Genomic DNA, 21,715 nt, shown 5'->3' with positions numbered 1-21,715 from the left:
TTTAATCGCGGTGCGTATGCAATTGTGCATATTATGATCATGAGGTAGGTAATGAACTGTGAATAATTTGAAGTGATTTATTTACGATTTCTTCTGCGGCATATATGCCGATTGCGTCTGTTTTTAAAATATGGGGTTGTAAGTTATCATGCATTGCCCCTAACTCACCATGAAGTGGTGCGAAGGCATGGTTCGCCTTTTCAAGCATGCATAAATCAAGTAAAGAATCCCCAGCTGTAATAATCGTATCTATTTGCAAAATTTCTTTTATATATTGCACGGCGTCCCATTTATTAATTGGTTTTGGTACAAAGTATAGCTTTCTACCTTGAAGTGAATGATTCCAGCCTTGTTTGTCTAACCAGGAAGTGAAAGATGATAATTCATCATAAGGAATGTTCTCCCGTTTAATAATGCAATAATGGAATAGATCATCGGCTGTTTTTTGTGATATAACCCAATCTTTATGAGCTATTTGTCCAAATTCCTTTAGTATGTCGTTTCTCTCTATACATTCAACCGATAGTCTTTCTTTTACTGTCCTGTTCCAAGTACCATCTTGTTTCCCGTTATGAAGGATATTACCGCCATTACTTGTAATGACGTATTCGGGAATGATTTCGTCTTGGAATAAAGCAATCCGCTGAAACTGCTCAATAGTTCTTGTTGTAACTGGGATGAAATGTGAGTGCAGTTGTAATTTTTTTAGTAGTGAAATGGTTTTATGTGATATAAAAGAAATTTCTTTTCCATCTAAAGTTTCAATGAGTTGAATTGATTCATCTTCTATAGGGGCACGAAACGATTTCCGGGAATAAATAAGCGTTTGATCAAGATCACTGGCGAAAATCATATTGTTTCCTTCCTAAGAGGCTTAATGAGCCCGCAACATGAATAAGCCATATTCTCATAGAGTTCAATAGGGACATTCTTTTCTTTAGCAAGAAGTAAAATATGCTTTAAATCGGGATTGTTTTGCTTACGTATTAAAATTTTCCACGGTATTCTCCGGAGTAATACGCGAGTTGTTTCACCGACTCCTGGTTTAATTAAGTTAATATCGTCAATTTCAAAGTGATTTTGGATAGACTGTATATCTTTTAATCCTTGCCAAGAGGGATCAGTGTAAGTTGAAGTAATATAACGTAATTGATTATCTATATGAGAATGAACAGAAGGGAATAAATCTGTTACCTCATCAACGAAGAAATTTGATAAGTCTTCTTGCTCTAGCTCTTTATAATATTTAACACCATGAAAATCATTTGGACCGATATAGGTATCATTTAGTACAGTGCGGCTAATTAGTCCAGAGACAGTTGCATTTAAGCAAGCGCTAGGAATAAGAAAATCTTCACGTGTACCGTAAATTGAAGTACAGTAACCGGGATCAGCAAGCACAGCCATACAATGAGAAATGTGTGTATTATTTCGTTCGTTAAATGTGTGTACGGCATATTCTAATTCTTTTTTTATTGCACCTTTCCCAGTCCATCCATCAATGAATTGAATTGTTTCTTTAGGGTGATGTTCCAAAATATAATGGAGTGCATTTTCATCAATACCGCGTCCGCGAACAATAGAAATACAATAGTGAGGTACATCAAGGTTGTATTGATAGCGTATGTAGCGTTTAATAAGAATGCCAATAGGTGTACCAGCACGAGCTAATGAAACGAGGACAAGGTTAGTTCCTTTAGTCTGTATAATTTGTTCGGCGACAACTCCAACAGCGATGGCTAGTTTGTGTTTGTATTGTTGCAGGGAAGAAAAGAATAAATCCATATACGCTTTAGATGGTTTATATTCCATTGGTAACATTTCAGAATAATGTGTGCCAGCTTGAATTGCTTGTTCTCTAGTTTCTGTGGAACTTTCTTTCATTAAATTACTAATATCTTTTAATAGAAAAATAGCATCATTTGGATCATAACTACTAATATGAGAATTTACTTTTACCATAATTATCAACCTTCCTTTTCTATGCTATTTGAAAATGAGACGATATGAATAAAAGGAATAACTGTTTGTAACTGCTGTAGAAGAGGAAACAGGGCTTCTTCTCCTAAATCACGCTCAATAAAAACAAATACTTCATCGTAATCATGAGGTGAAATATTATAAAAGTAATTTGTAATAGTAGAATCTTCAGGACTTGGATATGAGAAATGATTATGAATGGCATAGTTCACATCATTTGAAACAGGATGGATAGGGCTTCTCGTTGTAGATTGATATAAAATATTTTCACCCATTTCAGCAGCAATTTTCATTGGGATATACATAAATTCACCCGTTCCGAGACAGAGTGTTCGTTTTCCCATTCTTTCTCTTTTTAAAGCTTTTCCTGCTTCTTGAGCGAAAGAATGAATGTGCTTTTGTTCATATGCTGAAATGCCGAATCGCCCGGTATATTTTATATAATTTAATGTATAGGGTGATGTTGGGCAGATAAGGGTATGCTTTTTGAAATCAGGTTTTGTTTCTTCAATTTGAATATCTGTTTTTGAAATATTCAATGGTTGGCCAGTTGTATGAATACTGCCTTCTAATAAAGAAATAACATGAATCTTAATTTGAAGTTCTTCTTCTAATTGTTTAAATTGTTTTCTATTAGTATGAGAACGCCAGTCTAATAAAGAAGCAATTATATATTCTTCTCGTGGGAATTTATTTTGAATAGATCTAATAATATTTAATGCTGTTTTTCCTGTTGTCATCTCATCATCTACGAGAACAATTGGATTGTTGTTTTGAAAAAAGCTTTCATCTACATAACAACGGTGCGATGTTGCATGAGAATGTTCTTCCTCAAATGTAATGACAGATTCTAGGTGGGGTATCGATTCCCTAGTTGTATGTACATACTTTGCATTTTGAAAGCATTGAAACATAGAATGACCAAGTGATGTCGCTGTTTCAGCGAATCCGATGAACAAAACTTCTTCTTGCAGAGGATATTGATAACGAAATACTTCCTCTGGGATTTCATCAATTTCTAATGAAATGAGATTTAAAATTTCTTTTTGAAATGGATGAGAAATATTATGTAGTATTTCCATATATCTTGCAGCGAGAGCAACTCCACTTGATAGAGAGACTGCAGGTTTAATAGGAAGATGCTTTCCAAGGATTGTACTCACAAATAAAAAACTACGTTTCTTATTTATTCTCGCAGCCATTTGAAAAAGATTGTCTAGCGCTAAATTATATGGATTATCACGTACTTCTACATGAACTTGTATATTATTTAAAACGTTATACGTGTTGCTTTGCTTTTGCAATAAGGAGATCGGTGAATTGTTTGTTTTCATGTAGCACCCCGTAAATATTAGATTTTAAAATGGTTTTGCGAGCCCAGCCATAATGAGGTTTTACTTCATTCATTTTGTTAGAAAAACTACTTTTTAGCACTCCATTATACGTATCTGCATTTTGTAAAATTAATCTCGCATCTAAATAATCTTCCATTGTGACGATATGCATTGCCTGTACAACTTTAATATGAGATGGGTGAATAACTGTCTTTCCGATTAAGCCATTTGCATGGTCAAGTGATACCTCTTGAATAAGCCCTTCTTCATGATCATTAGAAAAATATTCCCATACACATCCTGAAATAATATATTCATTTGTTGCCCTTGAGAAAACGTTAATAATGTCTGAAATACAATCACGGACAACAGTAATATGATAGATAGGTGTGTATTTATTGCGCCGAATACTAAATATACTTGAAAAATCAGTAGCACCAATACGTACATTTAAGATGTAATCGTGATAAGAATCTAGTAAATCCTTTATTTGTAATAATGATTCTGCCCGTGTTTCCTTATACATAATTTCGGGTGATTCTAAAATCGGCATGCCATATAGCGATAATGAGTATAACTCGTTTATATATGCAAGCTGATCGATATAAGTCTTTCCGTTAATCGGTGTGAATTTTGGAAAGACAAAACCACATAAACAATGAACAGCACTACCTAATTCAGTAACAATTTTCTTCATTTGACTTGGCTGTCGAACTCTAATAAAAAGAAGTGGGATGTCTGCTTGATTTAGTATGTTGGCACTGACTAAGTTAGCGATTTGCTGTATTTGAACGACGATGTTTTGCTCTGCAAGTTTTACTTCCTCATCGCTTATAGCGTCCTCTAGACAAAGAATAATTGAGATAGCATCCACATGTTTCCTTCTAATTATATCTTCCGCAATCGTTTCTTTCGTGCCAGGAGTATATAGTGTAGCGCCTAGTGCGTAAGCTAGTTGTTCTTTCCCTATATTTTTTGAAAAACTAAGAGGTTCTTTATAGAAAAAATTTTGCCGTTCTTCTGAGGAGAGATAAGAAAAGTAATTCAAATTGTCACCACCTTATTTATAATGATTCTGTTTAATCGTAACATAATAAGAAAAATCTTCCATTAAAATAAAGCGGTAAATTAAAAAAACATATTGAGAAAGATGAATTATAAGATGAATATCGAATATTGTTAATAGAAATATAATAGGGGGAAAGAGAAAGTGGATATACATAAGTTAACAGAGGAAGAAGCAAATGAGATAAATATGTGGGCGTACGAGGAACCATATAATTTATATAGTTTTTCAGGCGAGAAAGAAGTAATAAAAGAATTATTAGATGGAACTTATTATGGCTGTTGTGACGATCAAGGAGAGTTCATCGGCTATTTTTGTTTTGGAGAAAATGCACAAGTACCAGGTGGAAGAGATGCTAATTTATATGGTGGAGAAGATGTGATTGATATCGGACTTGGTATGAAGCCGGCGTTAACTGGGAAAGGAATGGGGAAAGAATTTTTCCAAGCTGGAATAGCGTTTGCTGCTAAGGAATTTAATTCGAAAATGTTTCGATTAAGTGTAGCAACATTTAATACAAGAGCGATTACGTTATATAAAAATATCGGATTTAAGCAAGGGCTTATTTTTTTGAGCCGCGGAAGAGAATTTATGCTTATGGAATACGAAAGACCGTCAGCATGAAACTGACGGCCTAGAAAACATTATTATTCTGAGTGCTCAGCTCGGTGCGCTAAACGACTTGATGCAGCGGCAGCGATTCCGCCAACGATATCATCAAGGAACGTGTGCACCTTTCCAGTTGATTTATCATTTAAGTATTCTAAAATACCAGGTTTTAATTTATCAATATATCCAAAGTTTGTGAAACCGATAGAGCCGTACACGTTCACGATAGAAAGTGCGATAACTTCATCAATTCCGTATAAGCCTTCATCACGTTTTACAATATCTTGTAACGGTTCACTTAGCATTCCCTTTTCAGCAAGGACATCAAGTTCGATACCTGTAATCAGTGCGTTTTGTACTTCACGTTTTGATAGTACACGTTCTACATTGTAACGGCATTCTGACATCTCTAAATTTGGATGGTATTTTTTTTGAAGAAAATGAACAAGTTCAGCAATATCGTCAATTGTTACACCGCGTTCTTGTAATAGTTGTAATGCTCTTTCTTGTAGTTGATTTGATTCTTTCATGTTTATCACCTTTTTTTCTTTTTAGTATTTGTATACGTTTCGTTGCTTTATCATGTGCATAGGAATGAAAGGCGAGCACAAGCTCATATATATAAAGAAAAACCATAGGTGGCGACTGCGATGATTCAGCATATTTATGAGCATTATCACATGCATGTTAAAGAATTAATCCCCCTTGGCCCCTATAAAAGCTTTTGGATTCGCAACAAAATTTATGTACTTGTTCCAATTGGAGAAATGGAGGAAGAAGTACTTGTAGAGATGAAAAAGCTCAGTGATTATATGAACCAGCAAGGGGATATAACTGTAGCGACTTTCGTTCCGACTATACACGGCTACTATGTAAGTGAGATAGAAGAACAAAATTATTGCTTATTAAAAGGTATGCGCACGTTAGAACGACATGCTATGTCATTAGGAAATGAACTTTCTATATTCCATAAACGAGGTGCATTCTTTCCAGAAGAAATCGAGCAATTAAGCCGCATTGGTGAATGGAAAGCGTTATGGGAAAAGAGACTCGATCAGTTAGAAAAGTTTTGGCAATCGCAAGTGATGAACCACCCTACAGACGTATTCGATCAATTGTTTATTGAATCCTTCCCGTATTACTTAGGAGTTGCAGAAAATGCCATTCAATATGTTGTTGATACAGAAATGGATGATACGCCGCAACTAACGGATGCAGCGACAATTTGCCAAGAACGATTCACACCTTTATTATGGCATCAAACGAAGCGTCTCAAACTCCCTTTTGATTGGGTGTATGATCACCCAACTCGAGATATAGCAGAATGGATTCGCTATATGATGATTGAAAAAAAGAAAGACTGGGATCAAACAATCGTTCAATTTGTTACAGATTATGAACGAAATTACTCGCTGTCCTCATTTGGTTGGCGCTTATTATTTGCAAGGCTCCTGTTCCCGCTTCACTATTTTGAAACGGTCGAACGATATTACCAAACTGGAAACGAAGAACAAAAAAGCATATATAGAGATCGCTTAGAAGCCATTTTACACGATGTGAACCGCTCAGAGCAATTTATGAAGCATTTTTATGGCTCACTTCGTTTACCAGTAGATAAGCTCGGGATTAGAAAATTAGATTGGCTATCTTAAAAATATAAAAAAGAGACCGAGTGAGGTCTCTTTTTTATATACCACAATTTTATGTAATACATTATGCCCCTACCTGCTGATCTGTACATATATTTAAAACGAATTGATGCCTTTCGAGCTTTTCATTTACTTTACCCAATAATTCTTGCTGGATTTCTTTAAATAAAAATTGATAGCTTGTATTCCATGTTGGTATAACGGATGAAAGGCCTAATAAATACTCTTTTTTCTTTTCTAGTTCTTGAATTGTTACAAAAGTGTTCCCCATTTTTGGCATCTGTCGTCCCCCTATGTTTTTTTACTGTATATGTGTGAACGATTCACTATATAGTATTAATTATCGCATTTTTTGAGAAGGATTTCCAATTTTGTTTTATGATGTTAACGGATAAATGTGATTTGAATAAAAAAAGGAGACCAAATTTGGTCTCCTTTTAGAAGGCGATTCTGAACGAGCCGCTTCCGCTTTTAGATTAATATCCAGCTCCAGCGGCTAAAATGTTCGGTGGCTTCGCTTCTTCCGCCGAGGCAAAAAGCGCCTCTATGTCAGAAGCTCCATCCCCCTCACATTTTGAGCGAGCCGCTTCCGCTTTTAGATTAAAATACTTGTTCTACTTCGATAACGCCTGGTACTTCTTCAAGTAACGCGCGCTCGATACCAGCTTTTAGTGTGATTGTAGAACTTGGGCAGCTTCCGCATGCACCCATAAGGCGTAGTTTTACGATACCTTCTTCAATGTCTACTAATTCAACGTCTCCGCCATCGCGAAGTAAGAATGGACGTAATTTATCTAATACTTCTAATACTTGTTCTTGCATATGTGGGTTTTCCATTTTTATCGACTCCTTTCATCAGTTTTATTATAATCAAGATAGAGGGGAAAATCTATTTTTTCTCTTCTTGTTTTATTGTCGAAATATTGTATCGTGTTTTTTCAGTATAGGGGTATGGGATAAGATTGTAAAATGATGTGCTTATGTAATAAGACATCTGAATATACTGTTGGAACAAGAAGTGGGGGAGAAGAAATGGTTAATGTTCAAGTGTATGGGACGAAAGTAATTTGTGCGAGCTGCGTCGGAATGCCATCTTCAACAGAAACGTTTGAATGGTTACAAGCGGCAATTGGTCGTAAATATGAAGGACAAGAAAATAAATTTAATTTCGAGTATATCGATTTCCAAGAAGAACAAGAAGATGCAGATAAAAAAGCATTCGCAGAGCGCGTAGTGGAAGAAGATTTATTTTATCCGGTCGTTCTTGTAAATGGAGAAATTGTTGGAGAAGGAAATCCTCGTTTGAAGGATGTTTACGAAGAAATCGAGAAATATTTATAAAACAAGAAGTCTTTGCGAATTTGCAAAGGCTTTTTTTATTGGAGGGATAGATATGAAAAATGGAGTGAAGCATGCGTTACCAACGGAAGTACAACAGTTAATGGAGCGGTATACAGTAGAATTAAAAGAAATTTTTTTGGATGAAAAAATAGTCGGGGTATATATTTACGGCTCCATCGCACTTGGTGCATTTTATGCAGAAACGAGCGATGTTGATTTTGTTACAGTGATAAATGATTCCGTGAATGAAGCTGAAAAACAGCAGCTTGTGGAACTACATAATAAACTTAGTGATAATACGCTAGGTAAAAGAATGGACGGTATGTATATTCCGCTTGCTGACTTAGGGAAATACAATGATGAAATGAACGAGTACGTGTATTGTGCAGATGGTAAAGCTAATGTTGGTCATTGGGACATTAATGCGGTCACATGGTGGACGTTGAAAAATCAAGGCATTACAGTTACAGGAAAAGAAGCAGAAGATCTTCCGCTGCAAATACAATGGAATGATGTAGTAAATACGATGAAATACAACGTAGAACAGTACTGGAGTGAAAAGGCGAAGAAGCCATATTTATTTTTTATAGAAGAGTGGGTAGAATCAGCTGTCGTTACGATGGGACGTATTTTATATACACTAGATTATAAAACAATCGTTTCAAAAGATAGAGGATTGCAATACTTGTCAGAACGTTCAGCGGAAGAATGGGAGCTCTTATTAAAAGAAGTAGCGAGAATACGGCACAATCCAAAAGAAAAGCGAATGCTCTCAAGGTGGAGAAGAGCAGATATGACGAAGAGGTACTTACTGCATTTAATTGAGACGTGTAGAGAGAAATGGTAGGGACGAAAATGGACAATACAGTGGGGTGTATTGTCTTTTTTTATGTTGGATTTGGTATATAATGGTTTAAAAGGTTTAATTATACTGGAGGGGATAGGATGAATATAGAATTAGCTACATATGAAGAAAAGAATGAACAAATGAGTATGCGCCAAGTAATTAGCATTCTATTAATTATTTTTGGGGTCATGCATGGAATTGGTTTTTTGAACCTTTTATATGATTCTTCCTTATATCCATGGTATGTAGATCATCTTATTCCACCTTTCACGTTTTGTATGATTATCGTAATGTATGCACCGGCAAGAAATTGCTGCTTACATTTAATAAAATCATTACAATTCAATAATTTTAAACACTATGTAACGATAGTAATGACAGCGATTGTAATGCTTATATATCTTGCAATATTAAATTTAGTTTTACCACATGGGATTGGTGTGGACGAGTCTAGTATAGTAATAAAGCCTACTAAAAGTGAAATCATTTTATATGTAGTTGTGCTCACCATTTTTGCACCGATTTGGGAAGAACTTTTATTTCGGGGGATGTTTTTTACGAAATTATCCCAGCGCTTTTCTGCACTTACTAGTGCCGTTATAAGTGCTTTCATATTTACTTTTGGCCATCCCCTTACAGTAGGTAGTATTTTATATATTTTTGGTATGGGTATATGTTTAGCATACACATATAAGAAAACGAAGAATTTACTCGTTCCAATTGGGATTCATTTATTAAATAATTCGTTTTATTTATTATTGAATTTTCAACCATAAAAAGGCGCCTTTTTGAAAAGGGCGTCTTTCGTATTTTGTAGTAAGTAGAAAGGGCTTTATACGCATTGTGTAGAGGCAAGGTAATACAAAATATAAATAGTTTCATGTGAAACATTTTTATTATCAAATATACAAAATGATTAACTTAGTGTATTAAACGTATCATTCATAAGTATTCTAATATATTTAAAAGTAAAATGAAATAAGAAACGGATAATTGTCGGAATATATTCGATTTCCGTTCATTTTTATGAAATATGTGTACTTTTTGTTAGATTCCTTCATTTTGTCCATATACAATAAATGTATATAGAAATAAGAAAAGGATGATGTACGTGAAGGACACTGTTTTACAAGAAACGATTTCTCCACAAGAATTACATAAAGTTGTTCAAAAGAATACAGCTTATTATGATTTTAAGTGGAGTAAAGTAGAAAACCCTGCGCAAGGGAATACATGGAATTGGGTAGCCTTTTTCTTCCCGACCTTTTGGTTAGCTTATCGCAAAATGTATAAGTTATTTATTATATTTGCGTTATTGGCTATACCTAGTATAGTTATAACCCCTTTTATAGATATTCCAGAGGGGATTTATGTAACATTTAGTTTAGCTCTTCAATTAGGAATGATGATATTTACTGGATGGCAAGGAAACCGTTTATATTATAAGCAGGCTGTTCGTGTTTTTCGTAAGGGAGAAGATGCGTCTGATCATGAGAAGGCGTATTTCTTACAATCTAAGGGTGGCGCTAGTGTAGCTGGTATGATTGGTTTACAAGTTATAGTCGGGATTGTGTTTGGCGGAGCTATGCTCGGACTTTCTCTTTTACCAACTGAGCCGAATATTAAAAACGTTGTTCGTTCAACTGGTGAAGGGGTTACTTTAGAGATTATGACTGATAATCCAACCTGGAAGTTTGTGAAGAAAGAAAAAGATTATGATGTAGTAGAGTTTACTGGCTATGATTATACAGAGAAGAAAAACGTGAAAATTAAATTTGCTGTTTATTTCGATGAAGATTATTTCGAGTGGCAAGAGGTATATGAAAATAATAAGAAGTTAAGTGAAGAAGAAGTAGAAGAATATCAAATTTATATTGAAGAAAATAATTGGGGTTTCTAGAGGGAACTCGTTCATTTTGAAAAGAAGAATCTTGTGAAGGTTCTTCTTTTATTTATTAGGGGGAGAGAAATAATTTCAGCATTAATAGAAGCTCTAATAGGATCTATTAGTTTAAGTACGGGTTTACACACGAAAAAGATTGATGCTAACATACTTTACTTGCAGCAGTATGAATGGTTTCGAATCATATATGAAGACGAGAAGTATCGAAAGTTATTTATTACGAACTACAAAGTTCGCTCATATTTACAAAGTAAGTTAAGAGTTCGATTGCTCGTAAAAAATAAAAATGCACAACGAAGATTTTTAAAATTAGTAGAAGAACAAATAGAAAAAAGGCATACGAATTGAAATTTTGTAAAATACAATAAAAAATGAGAATTTACGGTAGGGTTGTCAATAACGTGAGACTATGGCACTATAAAGAAATGCTATACAAATTTTATTTATCGAGATGTAAACATCAATTTTGATTTTTACGTATAAATAATGAACGGAGGAAATGAATTTATGGCTACTTTACCAAATTGTCCAAAATGTAATTCAGAATATACGTATGAGGATGGCGTTCTTTTCGTATGTCCAGAATGTGCTCATGAGTGGGGCCAAGACGCAGAAGCTGAAAATAATGATGGTGCAAAAGTTGTAAAAGATGCGAACGGAAACGTTCTTCAAGATGGCGATGCAGTTACTGTTATTAAAGACTTAAAAGTAAAAGGAACTTCTTCAGTTGTGAAGATCGGTACGAAAGTAAAAAGTATCCGTCTAGTTGATGGCGATCACGATATCGATTGCAAAATCGACGGTTTCGGAGCTATGAAGTTAAAATCACAGTTCGTTAAGAAGGCGTAAGTAAATAGAAGAGGAGGCGAATAGCCTCCTCTTTTTATTATGTCACTTTTTGTCGGTAAATCGATATTTCGTACAAAATCGTTGATATATTCTGAGTTATGATAGATATATTTGAAAAATCGTTGATATATTGCAAGTTATGATAGATATATTGAAAAAATCGTTAATATAATTTCATTCATCGTGAACTACGCACGATTCACCGTGCACCATAGTCAATTTCTTTCAACTGACATCGCTTATTAAAGAACGTTTTATATCCAAGCTGTAAAAAGATAATGACAGCAAAGGCAGTGCTTCCAGAAATACCGAGTATAATGGCGATTTGATATTGAATGGCTGTGAACGGTGATACACCGGATAATATTTGACCAGTCATCATGCCTGGTAAGCTTATAATCCCCATTCCGACCATAGAATTGATTGTCGGTAAAATAGCAGAATCAAAAGCGTCTCGAATGAGCGGAGCAGCTGCTTCTTTCGGTGTTGCTCCGAGCATAAGTGCACCTTCAATTTGACCTCTTTGCGACTTCATATTGTTTAAGAACGTATTTGCGCCGAGAGAAACACCAGTCATGGCATTCCCAACTAACATTCCTGTAATAGGGACGATATATTGCGGAGCATACCAAGGGTCATGACCGATAATAACGAAGATAAATAGTAGAAGTGGCCCAATTGATCCGGCGACCATGGAAAGGGCGGCTACTCGTTTTAATTCTTTAGACATCGGGATGTTAACTCGTTTATAAATATTAAAAATTGCAAAGGTAGTAATAGAAGTAATAAGAGCAATTGTATAAAATGGATTACTGTTTTCAAATACGTATGTAAGGACATATGCAACAAGTACGAGCTGAATGGTCATACGGAATGTTGCGAGCGCGATTTGTTTTTCGCGAGGTATTCCTTTTAATTTTACAAGTCCAATTAAAATAAGAATAAAAATATAGGCAGCTGCAAGTTGCCAAATTTGGAGTTCAATAACGCCCTTCAACAGAGAGCACTTCCTTTCTAGTTGCACCGTTTGCTTTACTAATCTCAATAATGTCGTCTGCAATTTCTTGTGGAAGTTGTTGTGAGTGTGTGATGAAGATAATTGTTTTTTTCTTTTTTCGTGCTAGTTCAGTAAATTGTTTCATAACGCGGCGTTCTGTATCACTGTCTAATGCTGAAGTTGGTTCATCTAATAAATAGACAGGCGGATCCATAAGTACGATACGTGCAAAGGCAAGTCTTTGTTTTTCACCGCCGGATAATGAGGAGGCGCTATCTTCTAATTGCTTGTCTAAGCTAACGGTTTGTAGTGCGCTCCGCAGGGCATCATCATTTGGAAATGGTTTTTCAGAAAGACGAAGTCCCATTAATAGATTTTCTTTAACGGTTCCATCAAAAAGAGGTGGAGTTTGCCCAAGCATAACTACGTCACGACGTAATTGAATAGGCGGATAATCAGAAATTAACTTTCCGTTATATTCAATTGTGCCGGATGTTGGAGATTGTAAATCGTTTAACATGCGAAGCAATGTGCTTTTGCCGCTTCCGCTTTCACCGATAATGCAAGTGATCTTTTCTTTTTGAATCTGTAAATAAGGAATGTGTAGTATATCTTTATATATAACGTCTTTTAATATAAACATAAATCGCTCCTTTCTGATTCTAGTTATATCGTATCAAAAAAGAGGGGAAAATGGTTATAACGAACAACGTTTTTTCTGCGTCTTGAGTTTTATTAATAAGTTAAGTAAACGATCTAATTCTTGGCTGAAAGAAATCACTTTATCATGAGTGAATCCGTATCGTTCAACGAGATAGATTAACTCTTTCTTTTTCGCTTCTATTCGATTGTTTAGTTTCGATAAGTTCATAAGTGGAATGTAATGCCTCCTACAAAAGTATTTATAACATAAAAAATAAGACCGAATGAATTCGGTCTTCAAGGAAATAATAAAACAACTTACAAATAGCATACACTGTTTATCAATAGTTTTTAATATAAAAATGAAAAATAAATCATTATACATATTGAGAAAGATGTGTCTGATAATTTTTAAAAACTGATGCAAAGAAGCTGCCTACATAGTAGACAGCCTGTAAAGTATTAACCTTTATGATATTTGTACATCCAAAGAAGGCCGGATTTTAATAATCTTGGTACACGTCCCATTAACGGTTGATTTGCGAGTAAACCGAATCCATGCTTCTTACCAAGAGATCCTAGAACACCTTTTAATTTAATAACAGGTAGTTCATCAGGGAGTGGTTCATTATTCCAACGTTTTAATAATATTTGGACAATTTGTTCTCCTTGACCTTCAGCAAGTTGGGCAGATGGTGCATGTGGAAGTGCTGCGCAATCTCCTACAACGTAAACGTGCTCGTTGTTTGGAATATTGTGATATTTCGTTAAGACAACCCGTCCGCTACCATCTTGTTCAACTGGAAGGTTTCGAACAACTTCATTTGCTTGAATACCAGCTGTCCAGACAATTGCATCACATTCAAGTGGTTCATCGTGATTATACACAATATTTGGTTCCACTTTTGTAATGTTAGAGTTTCTTATAATATTAACTTTATGTTTTACGAACCATTCTTCTACGTATCTACTTAATTTCTCTGGATACGGGAATAAAATTCTATCTTTTCGATCAAATAAATAGATTTTTAAATCAGAACGGCTTTCGCGAAGTTCACTTGCAACTTCCACACCACTTAAGCCAGCACCAACGACAGCTACTGTGGCATTTGGTTCTAGACTATTTAATTGTTCATATGTTTTACGTGTTTGTTCAATTGATTGTAGACTATGTGTATATTCCTTCGCCCCAGGAACGTTATGATATTTATCTTCACAGCCAAGTCCGATAATTAAATCATCATATTGGATTGCTTCGCCGCCATCGAGATGAACCGCTTTTTCCTCGAGGTCAATATTTGTTATTGTGCCGTATTGAATATTGAGGCGTGGGTGCTCAGGAAACGGTATACGAATATGCGTTTCTGAAATAGTACCCGCAACTAATGCATAATATTCAGTTTTGAAGCAATGATATGGTACTTTGTCGATTAATGTCACTTGTACATCATCTGGAAGTTGGTTGCTTGGAAGTAGCCTTTGTAGAATTCTCATTCCACCGTAGCCGCCACCTAGTATTACGAGGTGTTTCATGATGGATTACCCCTTTTCTGTTGAAATATCCCCTAATCATAAAATTTTATATTAATAAAATATTTTGACTTTACTCAATCAAATTATATCGAATTTGTGAACAAATAACAATGCATGAATGAATACTCTGTTGTACAATAAGAAGAAAAGTAAAGTAAACTGTTTTTCCTTTTTAGTTACTATTTCATTGCAAGTAGCATGTTATATAAAATAAAATCATCTACTTTGAAGTGAAATAGTGAAGTAACTAAATAGTTTAGGATGTATAACGAAAACAACAAGAGACAGCTTAGTTTTCTTCTTATAGATGAAGTCAGAAGGTAATTTGTTTTGTAGTACAGGGGGGAGAATTTTGATTAAACCATTAATTGAATTTTGTGTAGGTAACCTTGCAAGTGGTTCACAAGCAGCTCTAGAAAAATTAGAAAAAGATCCAAATTTAGATGTAATGGAGTATGGTTGTCTAGGGTATTGTGGTATTTGTTTTGAAGGACCGTTTGCACTTGTAAATGGTGAAGTTGTACAAGGTGCAACAGTAGAAGAGCTTGTTAATAATGTATATGAGTATTTGGATGAAAATCCAATGTTTTAAGGTGTTGCGAATGAGCAACGCCTTTTTCATTTTATTTTAGATAAAACGTTATTTTGGAGGGTAGTTTAATACTATAGATAAATAAAAAAAGGCCCTTTTTAGAAGGGCTTTTTTCTTACACAATGTGTGTAAGAGTGGCTCATCGCCAAACGTTGTCAAATATGAGAAACGGGGGACATTCATATTGTGTTCTAAAAGCATGCATTCTATACTTAAAATAACAAATTATTTTTGGAGTGAATACAAATGAGCCAATTTTCTTTTACAAAAATGCATGGTCTTGGCAATAGTTATATATATGTAAATATGTTTGAAGAGCAAATTCCTGAAGAAGATTTAGCTCTTGTGGCGGAAAAGGTTTCAAATATTAATACTGGTATTGGAGCAGACGGAATGATTTTAATTTGTCCGTCTGATGTAGCTCCGGTGAAAATGCGTATGTTTAATAATGATGGATCAGAAGGAAAGAGCTGTGGTAATGGTTTGCGCTGCGTAGCGAAATATGCGTATGAGCATAAACTAGTAGAGGAAACAGTTTTCACAATTGAAACGTTAGCTGGCATTGTAACGGCAGAAGTAACGGTAGAAGATGGAAAAGTTATATTAGCGAAAATTGATATGGGTGCACCACGCTTAACACGCGAAGAGATACCGATGCTCGGTGAAGGTGAAACACCATTTATTCGTGAAAACTTCTTATACAATAATCATCGTTATGCATTTACGGCTGTTTCAATGGGGAACCCGCACGCGGTTATTTTTGTTGAGGATGTAGAGAAGGCACCTCTTACAACACTTGGTCCAGTTCTTGAGACACATGAAATGTTCCCAGAGCGAGTGAATGTTGAATTTATCGAGATTTTAAACGATGAAGAAATGAATTTCCGCGTTTGGGAACGTGGTTCTGGTGTAACGCAAGCTTGCGGAACAGGGGCATGTGCTGCCGTTGTAGCTGCTATTTTGAATGGCAAGATGGAACGTGGTAAAGAAATTACAGTCCATTTAGCTGGCGGCGATTTAATGATTGCGTGGACAGAAGAAGGAAACGTGTTAATGAAAGGACCTGCGGAAGTAATTTGCCGCGGAGTGTATGAGTACAAGATAGAAGCGTAAAGATGTATAATAGAATGAGAACAGAAAGGATGGTGTATTTCATGATTGAAGTAACAGAACAAGCAGCTTTTCAAATTAAAGATATGTTAAAAGATGCTGAAGATGGAGAGAAGTACGTGCGCCTTGCTGTACATGGCGGCGGATGTACTGGCCTTTCTTACGGCTTAGGATTTGAAGTAGAACCAAAAGAAGACGACACAGTTCTTGAGTTTTTCGGTGTTGAATTTGTTATCGATACAGAAAGTGCTCCAATTGTTAAAGGAGTAAAAATTGATTATAAACAATCTATGCTTGGCGGCGGATTCACAATCGACAATCCAAACGCAATCGCATCATGCGGATGCGGATCATCTTTCCGTACAGCGACGAATGCTGGTAAGCCAGAAGAGTGCTAAGTTTTTAGCCGAAATAGAAAAAGACCTTTTTAGCGATGGAATAAAATCGTTAAGGAGGTCTTTTCTTTTGCCGTAAAAGCCCGATTACCAAGGCTAATCAATATTTCACTTTATTTTTGCATAGATGCAAGTATCAGTTAGTTGTTTGCCGTCAGCTGAAAAATCTTCATTACGTAATATCCCTTCAAGTTCAAAGCCTAGTTTTTCAGGGAGTGCACGACTTTTCGTGTTATTACATTCACATCGTATTTCAATCCTTCTAAATTTGAATAACTGAAATCCAAGGTTTGTTAACGCACTTACTGTTTCTGTCATATATCCACTGCCACTAAATTGCGTGTTAATCCAGTATCCAATTTCACATTTAGAAACCTTCCAATCAATTCGATGAAGGCTAGCTGTTCCAACAAAATCATTCGTCTCTTTATGATAGATAAGATAGCGAAAGCTTTCTCTTTTCAAAAAATCTATATGTGCATTTCTCAGAAGAATTTCCGTTTCTTCAACAGTAGGAATGGACTGAAATAAAGACAACCATTGCTTTAATTCATTAATGGAATCTTTAATAGCTTGTTGTACTATATCCCCTTCACCAGCTTGAAGTGGTGCTCGAAGAATGAGTCTGTCTGTTTCTATTTGTAACGGAACATCTAATAAAATAGGGTTCATATCATTTCTCCTCTCGAAACCTTTAAATTAGGACAGAATGAAACTTATATCATAAAAAAACTTTCACCCAAAAGAAATAATTCTGGAGGACGAGAGTTGCAATTTATAATAAATGAATTGAAAAATACTTTATCTCACTAATAGAAAATCACGTCACAGCATCACTATTAGTTATTATAGAACTGTGCGAAGTACAGGAATATAGTAAAGCTTATATCCCATAAAGGAACCTCTCAAAAACGAGTAAACAATAAATATATATTCAATTCATCATTTAGAAATCCCTTTTCACATATTGAAAACTAAACTATCAGTTGGTACAGCAGCATTAGGTTGTTAAACTAATGCATATGTTAATTGAATAAGGAGTTATTATTTTTTAACCTGCTTTAAATTGAACGCATAATTCACGATTGATTATCTAAACGCAATCGCATCATGCAGATTTGGATCATTTTTCCGTACAGCGACGAATGCTGGTAAGCCAGAAGAGTGCTAAGTTTTTAGCCAAAATAGAAAAGACCTTTTTAGCGATAGAATAAAATCGTTAGAAAGGTCTTTTCTTTTGGCGTTAAAACAGAAAATGCATGTAAAGTTACTTTAGAATTTAATTTGAATGTTATTATATATAGAATATATGATAATTATTGTGAATTCGACTTTCATATTGTTCGTTTAAGACAAGATTATGCAACAGAAATGTAAATGAATAGCAGAAATATACTATTTATTAGTTATATTTAATGTTAATATTTGTAACGAAGATGATTGGTGAGGGCTGATTAAAGTTTCATTTTATATAAAAAAGGTGCATGAGGGAGAAGGCTATAGCAAATTGTATAGAACTGAATAGTTCCGTATTAATTTAAATACGTTGATTACTAAATATTAAAAAATACCGGGGGGATTAGAGTGAAGTCATTTAAGAAAGTACTTATAGTAGGGATGGCGTTGACCACAGTATCGATTTTGGGAGCTTGTTCTAGCGATACAGACGTATTAACAAAAGTAGGAGCAAAGCAACCAGCGAAGGCGGAAGGTGACGTACTAAAAGATCAGAAGAAAACACCTATGACTACGAGTAAACGTGAAAGTATTAAAAATGAGGACGCTTCATCATCACAGAAGCGTTATATTTCTCATGATGAATCTCAAAAAATTGAGGAAGGTATGACGTATACGGATATTCTTAATACGATTGACTACGGTGGTGAGAACATAAAATATTATAATAACAATGAAAAACGCGTATTTTATACTGAAAAAGATACGGATGGTACATATGAAATTATGGTTGAATTAAATACATATGGTTACGTTGTGAATATTGAACGTACTGCTATAAAGGATACAGATAAAGATAAAGGTAAGGAGAATCGGGTATCTACGAAACGTATTGAAGAGCCTGTAAAGGAATATGAAGAAAAAAACGATCGTGTACCGTGGTATAAAGATGTAAATAACAATTCGGCAGCAGTAAGTTACAATCACTATTTGAAAATCAAAAAAGGTATGCCTGCGAATCAAGTAAAAGCTGCAATTGGACAGCCACATGTGATTGAGAAATATAAATCTTATTCAGTATATGACTATACTGGTTATGGTGGAGAAGGATCATTACGTGTAATCTTTGAACCGAATGGAACTGTTACGGATGTAGTGGAAGACGGTTTACCACGATAATAAATTAGTTACGGGAAGAGTTGTAGTAAAGTTGTCTTTGATTTTATAAAGTTTTTGGAGCATCCCCGAATATAGGTGGAAAAATAATTCTATTAGCCATGTTGATTATAGTATTAGTATTTAACGAAGTTTCTTCCCAATTCAATAGCGTTATTGTGCATGTTGTTGTCGTATTATTCTTGTTGGTATATACCGCAGTATGGCAGCAATTGTAACTGGACGTAAAAGGAAGCGGAGGAGTAGCAGCTTCCTTTTAAAAGAAGGAGGAAAATATGATGGAGGATATTCTTGAATTCATAGGGAGATACGTAATTAAACCTATTATTAGTTTAGTGAGATATCTTGTAATAGAGATTATAATTGAGGGGATAATAGAAGGCGTAATAAACGGTATAAGGAAATTACGTGATAAGTGGCGAAATTGGCGTGAAAGACGTTATTGGCGGTAGTGTAGCTGATGAGAGTGCAAAACAAAAACGTTATACAGAAGTTATGAAGAAGTTTAATGAAATGATAGCAAACCACCCGCATTTAGAATCTGTACTCGTTCCAATTGGTGATGGAATGACAATTTCTAAAGTGAAGAAATAATTATTATCTTACAAAAGTGTAATGTTCATGTCATGTTTTTGAATTTCTTCTTTAAGCTCCGGGCTTTAAGATAAGAATATAAGAAAAAACATATGAGGTGAAGGAAATGAAAAGATACATTGCACTATTTAGTATTTTAGTTGTATTTGCAAGTTTGTTAGTTGGTTGTGATTTAAACCGTATGGGTAAAGATGAGTATTATGTTCAAATTACAGTAGATGGAAAAGAATTTGATAGTAAAGCTAGTGATGGGCAGAAATTTAAAGATTATGAATATAAGCTGACTGGCTTTGATAAAGACGGTAAAGAGAAAGAATTAGAATTCATAGCTCAAAAAAATCTTCGTAAAGAAGCATTCCTACGCGTATACCACTCAGATAAAAAAGGTGTAACAGCTTGGGAAGAAGTGAAGAAAGACGAGCTTCCAGCGAAAGTGAAAGAAAAATTAGGCGTGAAATAAGACAGATAGAAAAGGAATTGACGAACAGGGTCAATTCCTTTTTTTGCTTTCAAATTCTTCTTCTGAAATGACTTTAAATCCGTGTCTTTTAAATAAAGCAGTAGTTACCCCGTAACCAGTTTGCTTATTGCCATTAAATTCACCAGTGTAAATCGTAGAACTGCCACAAGATGGACTACGTTCCTTTAAAATAATATATTCTGGGTGTAAATTTTTAATTTGTTCTAATGCTTTATAAGCACCATTTACGAAAGCTTCTGTGACATCTTCACCATCTTTTGTCATCACTTTCGCTTTTCCGTCCAAAACGTCGTCGCCATTCCCGCCAATAATTTCAGCAGAAGGACGAGGTGTTGGCAGTCCTCCTAATACTTCAGGACAAATGAGGACTGTATCTTCTTTTTGTAGTAGCTTCTCTATTTTTGAAACGAGATTGTCATTTCCGTCATATCGACAAGCTATACCACCTAAACAAGCGCTAATTACGATCATATTTTCATCTCCATTAAAAAAATATTAAATTCCACGCCAAATTCTCTTCCTGCCTCTTACTTATAAATGAGGTGATATAAATGGGAAGCTTATATAATTTAATGAAACCATACAGTGAATTTCGAAGTAAAGAAGAGTTTAATGCATATCAAAAACAAGTTTTGAAGTGCTATCGATTTCAATTGAATAAAACGGATGCTACCATTATTCATTTTTTAGGAAAGTATGCGGTGAATGAGAAACAAAAAACAGTAGGAGTCGCCTGTCCGTTAATGGAGACGATTGCGAAGAATGTTGGAAAGAGTATTCGTACAGTACGCCGTTCAATTGCAAAGTTAGAGGAACTAGGAATTATAAAGCGTGTTGCAACAAAAGAAAGACATAAGCGCGGCGGGTATAGTGCGAACTTATATATTTTTCTTATATCTGCAATTGACCGCATGGATGACCGTATGAAAATGTCCGCATGTGAAAGTGAGGATTATACAGCTGGCTGTAGCGGAAAGGAGCAAAAAAGCGAGAGGGAAACAACTCTTTCTAAAAACATTCCACAAATAAAAGAGAAAAGAAAAATAACGTACGAGCTTGATGAGACGTATTGCCGTCATGATATACCGAAGCCTTTTATATACGCACTGGTACCGATGACGAGTAATCCGAAGAAAATTAATATATTTTGGAGTAAGGTCGAGCTTGCGTATAAAAAGAGCGGGTTACTAGAGCAAGGTGTTTTACTAGAGCAGATATTAGCTGATGAAGAAGTGTATGGAAATTTCATTTGGCGAGTGAAGAGTGTTGTGAGAGCTTATAAATATGGGGAAATCCGTAAAAATGTGAAGGCACTTTTATATAGTACAGTGCGAGATTTATTTTTAGAGGTTGGATTAGAATGGGGAGCAGCTGTGAGAAGAAGTAAGGGGATAGCGTTATTTGATCCATTTAAAAAGGAGCCATGCGTATAATACATGAC

Annotated in this window: 28 protein-coding genes and 1 pseudogene; 16 read left to right on the top strand and 13 right to left on the bottom strand. The window is 35.1% G+C overall.

Annotated features, from left to right (window positions below; translation table 11 throughout):
* Positions 1 to 37: 37 nt before the first annotated feature.
* From OXT04_RS22005 to OXT04_RS21990, 4 genes are read right to left on the bottom strand one after another with little or no spacing between them, the layout of a single operon-like run.
* Positions 38 to 853: an HAD family hydrolase gene (locus OXT04_RS22005; protein WP_065229514.1), complete on the bottom strand. Its 816-nt coding sequence runs from the start codon at positions 851 to 853 to the stop codon at positions 38 to 40.
* Complete coding sequence (locus OXT04_RS22000) at positions 850 to 1,962, bottom strand: cysteine protease StiP family protein (protein ID WP_097997729.1); 1,113 nt, start codon at positions 1,960 to 1,962, stop codon at positions 850 to 852. The genes OXT04_RS22005 and OXT04_RS22000 overlap by 4 nt, the downstream gene beginning before the upstream one ends.
* A gap of 5 nt (positions 1,963 to 1,967) precedes the next feature.
* Complete coding sequence (locus OXT04_RS21995) at positions 1,968 to 3,314, bottom strand: phosphoribosyltransferase family protein (RefSeq protein ID WP_061660697.1); 1,347 nt, start codon at positions 3,312 to 3,314, stop codon at positions 1,968 to 1,970.
* The gene (locus tag OXT04_RS21990) at positions 3,259 to 4,362 is read right to left on the bottom strand and encodes an HpcH/HpaI aldolase/citrate lyase family protein (RefSeq protein WP_001106090.1); all 1,104 of its coding nucleotides are present in this window, start codon (positions 4,360 to 4,362) and stop codon (positions 3,259 to 3,261) included. The genes OXT04_RS21995 and OXT04_RS21990 overlap by 56 nt, the downstream gene beginning before the upstream one ends.
* A 162-nt stretch (positions 4,363 to 4,524) precedes the next feature.
* On the opposite strand from OXT04_RS21990, the gene OXT04_RS21985 reads away from it, so the two are divergent.
* Entirely contained in the window at positions 4,525 to 5,004 is a 480-nt protein-coding gene (locus OXT04_RS21985) for a GNAT family N-acetyltransferase (RefSeq protein ID WP_000351141.1), read from the top strand.
* A 23-nt stretch (positions 5,005 to 5,027) separates the two neighbouring features.
* Here OXT04_RS21985 and OXT04_RS21980 read toward each other — a convergent pair whose 3' ends face one another.
* Complete coding sequence (locus OXT04_RS21980; protein WP_000665103.1) at positions 5,028 to 5,519, bottom strand: phosphatidylglycerophosphatase A family protein; 492 nt, start codon at positions 5,517 to 5,519, stop codon at positions 5,028 to 5,030.
* A 120-nt stretch (positions 5,520 to 5,639) separates the two neighbouring features.
* Between OXT04_RS21980 and yutH the strand changes: the two genes are divergently transcribed.
* On the top strand, positions 5,640 to 6,641 hold the full coding sequence (gene yutH, locus OXT04_RS21975) for a spore coat putative kinase YutH (protein WP_000614216.1): 1,002 nt from the start codon (positions 5,640 to 5,642) through the stop codon (positions 6,639 to 6,641).
* Positions 6,642 to 6,702: 61 nt separating this feature from the next.
* Here the strand turns inward: yutH and OXT04_RS21970 are convergent, their stop codons facing one another.
* Positions 6,703 to 6,918 (bottom strand): hypothetical protein, encoded by a 216-nt coding sequence (locus OXT04_RS21970; RefSeq protein ID WP_001125507.1) that lies wholly within the window; start codon positions 6,916 to 6,918, stop codon positions 6,703 to 6,705.
* Between the two features lie 320 nt (positions 6,919 to 7,238).
* Positions 7,239 to 7,475, bottom strand: coding sequence for a NifU family protein (locus OXT04_RS21965; RefSeq protein WP_000431159.1), 237 nt, complete (start codon positions 7,473 to 7,475; stop codon positions 7,239 to 7,241).
* Between the two features lie 195 nt (positions 7,476 to 7,670).
* Between OXT04_RS21965 and OXT04_RS21960 the strand changes: the two genes are divergently transcribed.
* The 6 genes from OXT04_RS21960 to phnA all read left to right on the top strand — a co-directional run bounded on the left by OXT04_RS21960 (position 7,671) and on the right by phnA (position 11,578).
* Entirely contained in the window at positions 7,671 to 7,979 is a 309-nt protein-coding gene (locus tag OXT04_RS21960) for a YuzD family protein (protein ID WP_000248588.1), read from the top strand.
* Positions 7,980 to 8,031: 52 nt separating this feature from the next.
* Complete coding sequence (locus tag OXT04_RS21955) at positions 8,032 to 8,826, top strand: nucleotidyltransferase domain-containing protein (RefSeq protein WP_002094185.1); 795 nt, start codon at positions 8,032 to 8,034, stop codon at positions 8,824 to 8,826.
* A 98-nt stretch (positions 8,827 to 8,924) separates the two neighbouring features.
* Positions 8,925 to 9,602, top strand: a complete 678-nt coding sequence (locus OXT04_RS21950; protein WP_001019400.1) for a CPBP family intramembrane glutamic endopeptidase — start codon at positions 8,925 to 8,927, stop codon at positions 9,600 to 9,602.
* A 326-nt stretch (positions 9,603 to 9,928) separates the two neighbouring features.
* Positions 9,929 to 10,726 carry a DUF2628 domain-containing protein gene (locus tag OXT04_RS21945; protein ID WP_139213310.1) on the top strand — a complete coding sequence of 266 codons (798 nt, stop codon included), beginning with the start codon at positions 9,929 to 9,931 and terminating at the stop codon, positions 10,724 to 10,726.
* 69 nt (positions 10,727 to 10,795) lie between these two features.
* Positions 10,796 to 11,077 carry a hypothetical protein gene (locus tag OXT04_RS21940; RefSeq protein ID WP_033657549.1) on the top strand — a complete coding sequence of 94 codons (282 nt, stop codon included), beginning with the start codon at positions 10,796 to 10,798 and terminating at the stop codon, positions 11,075 to 11,077.
* Positions 11,078 to 11,236: 159 nt separating this feature from the next.
* Complete coding sequence (phnA, locus tag OXT04_RS21935) at positions 11,237 to 11,578, top strand: alkylphosphonate utilization operon protein PhnA (RefSeq protein ID WP_000212735.1); 342 nt, start codon at positions 11,237 to 11,239, stop codon at positions 11,576 to 11,578.
* Positions 11,579 to 11,777: 199 nt separating this feature from the next.
* On the opposite strand, the gene OXT04_RS21930 is transcribed toward phnA, so the two are convergent.
* The 4 genes from OXT04_RS21930 to OXT04_RS21915 all read right to left on the bottom strand — a co-directional run bounded on the left by OXT04_RS21930 (position 11,778) and on the right by OXT04_RS21915 (position 14,750).
* Positions 11,778 to 12,575, bottom strand: a complete 798-nt coding sequence (locus tag OXT04_RS21930; protein WP_000679254.1) for an ABC transporter permease — start codon at positions 12,573 to 12,575, stop codon at positions 11,778 to 11,780.
* The gene (locus OXT04_RS21925; protein ID WP_065229507.1) at positions 12,559 to 13,218 is read right to left on the bottom strand and encodes an ABC transporter ATP-binding protein; all 660 of its coding nucleotides are present in this window, start codon (positions 13,216 to 13,218) and stop codon (positions 12,559 to 12,561) included. Before OXT04_RS21925 ends, OXT04_RS21930 begins: the two co-directional genes overlap by 17 nt.
* Before the next feature lie 54 nt (positions 13,219 to 13,272).
* A complete protein-coding gene (locus OXT04_RS21920) occupies positions 13,273 to 13,446 on the bottom strand; it encodes an aspartyl-phosphate phosphatase Spo0E family protein (protein ID WP_001054090.1) in 174 nt (57 codons plus the stop codon).
* Between the two features lie 233 nt (positions 13,447 to 13,679).
* Positions 13,680 to 14,750 (bottom strand): NAD(P)/FAD-dependent oxidoreductase, encoded by a 1,071-nt coding sequence (locus OXT04_RS21915; RefSeq protein ID WP_000682065.1) that lies wholly within the window; start codon positions 14,748 to 14,750, stop codon positions 13,680 to 13,682.
* Positions 14,751 to 15,102: 352 nt separating this feature from the next.
* Between OXT04_RS21915 and OXT04_RS21910 the strand changes: the two genes are divergently transcribed.
* The 3 genes from OXT04_RS21910 to OXT04_RS21900 all read left to right on the top strand — a co-directional run bounded on the left by OXT04_RS21910 (position 15,103) and on the right by OXT04_RS21900 (position 16,850).
* Positions 15,103 to 15,342, top strand: coding sequence for a YuzB family protein (locus OXT04_RS21910; RefSeq protein ID WP_000595026.1), 240 nt, complete (start codon positions 15,103 to 15,105; stop codon positions 15,340 to 15,342).
* 246 nt (positions 15,343 to 15,588) lie between these two features.
* Positions 15,589 to 16,455, top strand: coding sequence for a diaminopimelate epimerase (dapF, locus tag OXT04_RS21905; protein ID WP_000077394.1), 867 nt, complete (start codon positions 15,589 to 15,591; stop codon positions 16,453 to 16,455).
* A 41-nt stretch (positions 16,456 to 16,496) separates the two neighbouring features.
* Positions 16,497 to 16,850 (top strand): HesB/IscA family protein, encoded by a 354-nt coding sequence (locus OXT04_RS21900; RefSeq protein ID WP_000573830.1) that lies wholly within the window; start codon positions 16,497 to 16,499, stop codon positions 16,848 to 16,850.
* Between the two features lie 105 nt (positions 16,851 to 16,955).
* Here the strand turns inward: OXT04_RS21900 and OXT04_RS21895 are convergent, their stop codons facing one another.
* Positions 16,956 to 17,519, bottom strand: a complete 564-nt coding sequence (locus OXT04_RS21895) for a GNAT family N-acetyltransferase (RefSeq protein WP_001068190.1) — start codon at positions 17,517 to 17,519, stop codon at positions 16,956 to 16,958.
* A gap of 406 nt (positions 17,520 to 17,925) precedes the next feature.
* On the opposite strand from OXT04_RS21895, the pseudogene OXT04_RS21890 reads away from it, so the two are divergent.
* The 4 genes and pseudogenes from OXT04_RS21890 to OXT04_RS21870 all read left to right on the top strand — a co-directional run.
* A pseudogene (locus OXT04_RS21890) lies at positions 17,926 to 18,018 on the top strand (iron-sulfur cluster assembly accessory protein); the annotation flags it as partial.
* 413 nt (positions 18,019 to 18,431) lie between these two features.
* Positions 18,432 to 19,202, top strand: coding sequence for a hypothetical protein (locus tag OXT04_RS21885; protein ID WP_016513190.1), 771 nt, complete (start codon positions 18,432 to 18,434; stop codon positions 19,200 to 19,202).
* 405 nt (positions 19,203 to 19,607) lie between these two features.
* Complete coding sequence (locus OXT04_RS21875) at positions 19,608 to 19,793, top strand: O-methyltransferase (protein ID WP_002094183.1); 186 nt, start codon at positions 19,608 to 19,610, stop codon at positions 19,791 to 19,793.
* A gap of 106 nt (positions 19,794 to 19,899) precedes the next feature.
* Entirely contained in the window at positions 19,900 to 20,253 is a 354-nt protein-coding gene (locus OXT04_RS21870; protein WP_000833143.1) for a YxeA family protein, read from the top strand.
* A gap of 30 nt (positions 20,254 to 20,283) precedes the next feature.
* On the opposite strand, the gene OXT04_RS21865 is transcribed toward OXT04_RS21870, so the two are convergent.
* Positions 20,284 to 20,745 carry a 2-thiouracil desulfurase family protein gene (locus OXT04_RS21865; protein ID WP_000635511.1) on the bottom strand — a complete coding sequence of 154 codons (462 nt, stop codon included), beginning with the start codon at positions 20,743 to 20,745 and terminating at the stop codon, positions 20,284 to 20,286.
* A gap of 80 nt (positions 20,746 to 20,825) precedes the next feature.
* Here OXT04_RS21865 and OXT04_RS21860 point away from each other — a divergent pair, with 80 nt between their 5' ends.
* Positions 20,826 to 21,707, top strand: a complete 882-nt coding sequence (locus OXT04_RS21860; RefSeq protein WP_000535237.1) for a helix-turn-helix domain-containing protein — start codon at positions 20,826 to 20,828, stop codon at positions 21,705 to 21,707.
* The last annotated feature ends 8 nt before the right edge of the window (positions 21,708 to 21,715 follow it).

Source organism: Bacillus sp. GC_Bacil_1, assembly GCF_026540675.1.
Classification (GTDB): domain Bacteria; phylum Bacillota; class Bacilli; order Bacillales; family Bacillaceae_G; genus Bacillus_A; species Bacillus_A cereus.
The sequence above is the reverse complement of the archived record's forward strand: the minus strand, read 5'-3'. Positions and strand labels throughout refer to the sequence as shown.